The organism is Pseudomonas sp. GW821-FHT01C01, from assembly GCF_059422645.1.
The window spans coordinates 1-4,418 of sequence record NZ_JBWKXF010000108.1; the positions used below are offsets into that span (position 1 = coordinate 1).

At 61.4% G+C, this 4,418-nt stretch carries 5 protein-coding genes and 1 pseudogene; 4 read left to right on the forward strand and 2 right to left on the reverse strand.

Features of this window, described 5'->3' with window-relative positions; translation table 11 throughout:
• Positions 1-95 precede the first annotated feature (95 nt).
• Together queD and AC07XF_RS28840 are read right to left on the reverse strand one after the other, a co-directional pair.
• A complete protein-coding gene (gene queD, locus AC07XF_RS28835) occupies positions 96-452 on the reverse strand; it encodes a 6-carboxytetrahydropterin synthase QueD (protein ID WP_003223505.1) in 357 nt (118 codons plus the stop codon).
• 74 nt (positions 453-526) lie between these two features.
• A complete protein-coding gene (locus tag AC07XF_RS28840) occupies positions 527-1,606 on the reverse strand; it encodes a patatin-like phospholipase family protein (RefSeq protein ID WP_495029232.1) in 1,080 nt (359 codons plus the stop codon).
• A gap of 214 nt (positions 1,607-1,820) precedes the next feature.
• Between AC07XF_RS28840 and AC07XF_RS28845 the strand changes: the two are divergent.
• From AC07XF_RS28845 to AC07XF_RS28860, 4 genes and pseudogenes are all read left to right on the forward strand, one after another.
• Positions 1,821-2,037, forward strand: a pseudogene (locus AC07XF_RS28845) (PepSY domain-containing protein); the annotation flags it as partial.
• Positions 2,037-2,357 carry a PepSY domain-containing protein gene (locus AC07XF_RS28850; RefSeq protein ID WP_495029233.1) on the forward strand — a complete coding sequence of 107 codons (321 nt, stop codon included), beginning with the start codon at positions 2,037-2,039 and terminating at the stop codon, positions 2,355-2,357. The pseudogene AC07XF_RS28845 and the gene AC07XF_RS28850, both read left to right, overlap by 1 nt.
• A gap of 3 nt (positions 2,358-2,360) precedes the next feature.
• A complete protein-coding gene (locus AC07XF_RS28855) occupies positions 2,361-3,029 on the forward strand; it encodes a response regulator transcription factor (RefSeq protein WP_495029234.1) in 669 nt (222 codons plus the stop codon).
• Positions 3,026-4,339 (forward strand): sensor histidine kinase, encoded by a 1,314-nt coding sequence (locus tag AC07XF_RS28860; protein WP_495029235.1) that lies wholly within the window; start codon positions 3,026-3,028, stop codon positions 4,337-4,339. The genes AC07XF_RS28855 and AC07XF_RS28860 overlap by 4 nt, the downstream gene beginning before the upstream one ends.
• Positions 4,340-4,418: the final 79 nt, after the last annotated feature.

The following is a 4,418-nucleotide window of genomic DNA, read 5'->3' on the forward strand; positions in this document are numbered from 1 at the left end:
TGGAGCAAAAAGCGGCATAAACACCGTAATCGGTGTCCGGGATTACTTGACCAGTTCAAGCCCGCTCCCACAGGGGGGGGAGTGTTGTCTGAGGATTACTCCCCGCGATAGATGCAACCGCTGGTGCAGGTTTCATGAATCCGAATCGCACTAAGCTCCGGCAACAACGGCTTCATCTCATTCCAGATGAATTTGGCCAACACCTCACTGGTCGGGTTTTCCAGGCCGGGAATGTCGTTCAAATAGTTATGGTCCAGACGCTCGTACAGCGGCTTGAAGATCGCCTTGATTTCCGAGAAGTCGCGGATCCAGCCGGTGTGCGGGTCGAGGTCGCCGCTCAGGTGGATTGCCACTTTGAACGAGTGACCGTGCAGACGGCCGCACTTGTGGCCGTCCGGGACGTGGGGCAGGCGGTGGGCGGATTCGAAGGTAAATTCTTTGAAGATTTCCACAGTTTTTCAGCTCTGTTCAGGTGGCGTTCGCCGCAGCGATTCGGGCAGGCGGCGAGTTTAACAGTTTGTCCTGACTAAAGGGTCAGCAAGCGCTCGCCGAGGCGACCGTTGGCGGCCAGTTCGAGGAATTCGTCGCCCAGGCGGCGACTTTCATCCATCGTCGTGCGCCAGTATTTCTGCCGGCTCGGGGCGTCGCCCATGAAGCGCTTGAAGTCGTTACGGTCCGGCAGTTTGCCGTAGGGCAGGCGCGCCAGGTATTCCTTCGACGGCGCCAGCAACAGCACATTTTGCAAACGTGTCGGGCAGGCGCGGCGCCACGGCAGGGTCTTGTCGAACCAGCCGGGAATCACCCGATCGGTGAAGTGCGGGTAGAGCACGATGTCATTGCCGCTGTAAGGCAGGTCCAGGTGATAGTCCAGCAGACCGCCGTCGCGATAGGTCCCGGTGCCGGCACCCGGCAGGTCGCGTACACCTTCCATGACCATCGGGATCGAGCCCGAAGCGAGCAAGGCCTGACGCAAATTGCCGGTGTTGAGGGCGACGAAGCGCGACGGGAAGTCATTCAAGGCGTCGACCGGCGGCGCCAGGCGCGGGTCGTGGATGATCAGGCGTTCGAAGTGCCGTGCCAGCCGCGCCCGGCCGCGCAGGTTGTCGGCGATGACCGATGACAGGCCCAGCCCCAGGCGACCGCGATGATCGTCGGCCAGCAGGCCGTGGCTTTTGACCACCATGATGTTCAGGCGGTAATCGCTGTTGTCGAGGATCGAGGCATCGCGACCGTCGAGCAGGTCGTTGAGCATGCGCTGTGAGCTCTGGCTGATCTGCGCCATGGTCACGCCCTTGGCAAAGTTCTGCTCGGCGTACAGCTGCCCGAGACGCCGTATGCCCTCGGCGGCGTCTGGCAGGCAGGCGCTGGCGAAGCGCCAGGAACCCACCGATGCGCCAATCAGCGAGCGTTCCCGTGGTGCCGCCGGCAGCCACTCGCCGAACAGCGCCAGGTCCAGCCCCTGAATCCCCAATGCCTTTGGGCCGCCGGCTGCACCGGGCAGGGTGCCGACATCGGCGGCGTTCAAGCCGCTCTCACGGATGCGCGCAAAAGCACGCGGACCGGCCTTGAGGGTCAGGGAGGGGAACTTGATGTGAATGGCGGTCATTACGGTCTCGATGTGTGGCAAGCGCAAGGATTATACGCAACCCCTGTAGGAGCTGACTTGCCAGCGAAAGCGGTGTATCAGTCAGCATCGATGTTGCCTGACTCACCGCCTTCGCTGGCAAGCCAGCTCCTACAGGATTGCGGGGCTAGCCGTGATGGCCATTCAGTTTCAATTAAGTTGATCCGGTTAAGGTTGCGCCCACGCCCGGTAACCTGGTCCGGACCAAGCGCTGAGATTGCGCGACGCTGGTACCATCGTGTCTTTCGAGACACTCAATGCCAACGCGGTGGCCAGGCATCCGGGTTCCACCGTCAGTGAGTCCGGGCTGCTACCTGTACAAAGTAGAGCTGCGCGATCCTCAGGGCATCGACCGGGATGTGGAATTAGACGCTGTCAGCGGGCAGGTTCTCAAGGATCATCAGGATTGGTAATGAAGGTGTTTTTACTCAATCGATGCACCGGCGGGCGAATGGCGCTGTTGCTTCTGGCGTTTTGTTCGGCAGTGATGGCTCGTGACCTGGATCAGGATGAAGCCTTGCGCCTGCGTCAACAGGGCGTGATCCTGCCGCTGGAGCAACTGCTGCAGCAGGCGATGGATCGCTACCCCGGCGCGAAACTGCTGGAGGCCGAGCTCGAAGAAAAACACGACGTCTACATTTATGAAGTCGAGCTGCTGACCCCTGAGGGTGTGGTCCGCGATCTGGGCATCGATGCCACCACCGGCCGCTTACTGAAAGACAAGGAAGACTGATCCATGCGTTTGCTTCTGGTGGAAGACCATGTGCCCCTGGCCGATGAACTGCTGGCCGGTCTCAACCGCCAGGGTTATGCGGTGGACTGGCTGGCCGACGGTCGCGACGCGGTGCATCAGGGCAGTACTGAACCTTATGACCTGATCATCCTCGACCTCGGTTTGCCGGGCGTGCCGGGGCTTGAGGTGCTGGCGCAATGGCGCGCGGCGGGGCTGGCCACGCCGGTGCTGATCCTCACGGCCCGTGGTTCCTGGGCCGAACGCATCGAAGGCCTCAAGGCCGGTGCCGACGATTACCTGACCAAGCCATTCCATCCCGAAGAATTATATTTGCGCATCCAGGCGTTGCTGCGCCGCTCCCATGGTCAGGTCAACCAGCCGACGCTCCAGGCTGCCGGGCTGCATCTGGACGAAGGTCGCCAGTGCGTTGTCCGCGACGGTGCGGACATTCAGCTGACCGCTGCGGAGTTTCGCCTGTTGCGTTATTTCATGCTGCACCCCGAGCAGATCCTCTCCAAAAGCCACCTCGCCGAACACCTCTACGACGGTGAAACCGAGCGCGACTCCAATGTGCTGGAAGTTCACGTCAACCACTTGCGGCGCAAACTCGGCAAAAGCGTGATCGAAACCCGTCGCGGCCAGGGCTACCTGTTCGGCGGGCAAGCCCGGTGAGATCGATCCAGCGCCGACTGAGCCTGGGCCTGATCAGCGTGATGCTGGTCGTTGGCCTGGTGCTGGCGCAAACCAGCCTGTGGCTGTTCGAAATGGGTTTGCAGCGCTACCTCGAAGCCGGGCTGCGTAATGACAGCGAGAGCCTGCTGGCGGCACTGGTGCGCGGGCCGCAAGGCTTGCAACTGGATGAACGACGCCTGTCACCGGCCTATCAGCGGCCGTTTTCCGGGCACTATTTCCGCATCGATTTTGCTGACGGCCACTGGCGTTCCCGTTCTTTATGGGATCAGGAAATGCCGGTGCTCGATCACCCCGGCCTGCACGGCAATCTGCAACTGGGGCCGGAAGGTCAACAGTTACTGGTGTTGCGTACGGACTATCGACGTTTGGGGCTGCCGATTTCCATCAGTGTCGCCGAGGATTACACGCCGATTCGCGAAAGCTTCCGGCGTATGCAACAGATCGGGTTGGGCCTCGGATTGACAGGGCTGCTGCTGATTCTGTTGTTGCAACGGATCACCGTGCGCCGCGCCTTGCGCCCGCTGGAACAAGCGCGCGAACAGATCGCGCAGTTGCAACAGGGCCAGCGCTCGCAACTCGACGATCAGGTGCCGGTGGAACTGGAGCCACTGGTGGCGCAGATCAACCACTTGCTGGCCCATACCGAAGACAGTCTCAAGCGTTCGCGCAACGCCCTGGGCAATCTCGGCCATGCCCTGAAGACACCGCTGGCGGTGTTGTTGAGCCTGGCCTCAAGTGAGCAGCTTGAGGCGCACCCGCAACTGCGCAATGCCCTCAAGGAGCAACTGGAGCACGTCCGGCAGCGGCTCAATCGCGAACTCAATCGCGCACGGTTGTCCGGCGATGCACTGCCGGGCGCACTGTTCGATTGCGACGCCGAACTGCCGGGATTGCTGGCGACCTTGAACATGATCCACGGCGAACACCTGGCGCTGAGCTACCGCGCTCCGGCCGGTTTGCAGTTGCCCTGGGATCGCGAAGACCTGCTGGAGTTGCTGGGCAATTTGCTGGACAACGCCTGCAAATGGGCGGATGCCGAAATCCGGCTGAGTGTTGTCGAGACCGCCGAGGGATTCGAGCTCAGCGTTGAGGACGACGGCCCGGGCATTCCCGAAGACCGCCGTGATCAGGTATTCAGCCGAGGTACGCGTCTGGACGAGCAAACAGACGGGCATGGCCTGGGACTGGGTATCGTTCGGGACATCGTTGATACCTGGGGCGGCAAGTTATCGCTGCTGGAGAGCGAGTGGGGCGGTCTGAAGGTTGTGATCGAATTACCCAAACACTGAGATCCATTGTGGGAGCGGGCTTGCTCGCGAAGGCGGAGTGTCAGTCGATAAAAATGTCTGCTGACACTCCGCCTTCGCG

Coding starts and splice junctions, on each gene's coding strand:
- AC07XF_RS28840 (WP_495029232.1), bottom strand. CDS start 1,606: ATGACCGCCATTCACATCAAGTTCCCCTCCCTGACCCTCAAGGCCGGT.
- AC07XF_RS28855 (WP_495029234.1), top strand. CDS start 2,361: ATGCGTTTGCTTCTGGTGGAAGACCATGTGCCCCTGGCCGATGAACTG.
- AC07XF_RS28850 (WP_495029233.1), top strand. CDS start 2,037: ATGAAGGTGTTTTTACTCAATCGATGCACCGGCGGGCGAATGGCGCTG.